The organism is Nonomuraea candida, from assembly GCF_000725485.1.
GTDB lineage: Bacteria > Actinomycetota > Actinomycetes > Streptosporangiales > Streptosporangiaceae > Nonomuraea > Nonomuraea candida.
Genome location: NZ_JOAG01000156.1, coordinates 1 through 391, shown reverse-complemented (window position 1 = coordinate 391; position 391 = coordinate 1). Strand labels below are relative to the sequence as shown.

General features: G+C 72.1%; 1 protein-coding gene. It reads left to right on the top strand.

Annotated features, from left to right (window positions below; all coding sequences use genetic code 11):
* Nucleotides 1-391 (top strand): serine hydrolase (locus tag IO39_RS43490; RefSeq protein WP_043637753.1); only part of this gene is annotated, 391 nt, incomplete at both ends.

Genomic DNA, 391 nt, shown 5'->3' with positions numbered 1-391 from the left:
CGGCCTGACCGGCACCAGCCAGCCCACCACCGAGACCGAGATCCCCGCCCCCCACGCGCACGCCTACTACCGCTACGACGAAGACGGCGAGCACAAGACCGTCGACGTCACCCGGCACAACCCCTCCTGGATCTCCTCCGGCGGCGACATGATCTCCACCACCCGCGACCTGCACACCTTCATCACCGCCCTGGCCGGCGGCAAGCTGCTGCCGGCCGGCCTGCTGGCCGAGATGTGCACCCCGGAAACCAAGGCCGGCTACGGCCTGGGCGTCTTCGTCCAGCCCGTCCCGGGCGGCGGCACCGTCATCACCCACAACGGCGGCATCGCCGGCCACGCCGCCCTCATGTACAGCACCCCCGACGCCGGCACCACCCTGACCGCCGCCCTC